Source organism: Pseudomonas sp. 25 R 14 (assembly GCF_900004755.1).
In the GTDB taxonomy this organism is placed as follows: domain Bacteria; phylum Pseudomonadota; class Gammaproteobacteria; order Pseudomonadales; family Pseudomonadaceae; genus Aquipseudomonas; species Aquipseudomonas brenneri.
Genome location: NZ_CVTS01000060.1, coordinates 294 through 515, shown reverse-complemented (window position 1 = coordinate 515; position 222 = coordinate 294). Strand labels below are relative to the sequence as shown.

1 protein-coding gene is annotated in these 222 nt (G+C 58.6%); it reads right to left on the bottom strand.

The features are described from left to right. Positions 1–222, bottom strand: a 222-nt coding sequence (locus BFQ03_RS30790; protein ID WP_239695269.1) for an immunoglobulin-like domain-containing protein, incomplete at both ends; no start/stop codon positions are given.

The following is a 222-nucleotide window of genomic DNA, read 5'->3' as shown; positions in this document are numbered from 1 at the left end:
TGGTGTTGGTGACTGGCTTGCCATCCTTGTCGACCAGGGTCGCGGTGTAGACGATCTCGCCGCCTTCACCCACGGTTTTGGTGGCCGTCAGGACCACATCGACTTTGTCGATGGTGTCGTTGATGGTGGTCGTTGCGCCGTTACCGGCCACTTCCAATTTCTCGAAGTTGCCACCAGCGGTGCCGGTGATCTGGACCGTCTGGGTGCTCTTGTCGATGAACA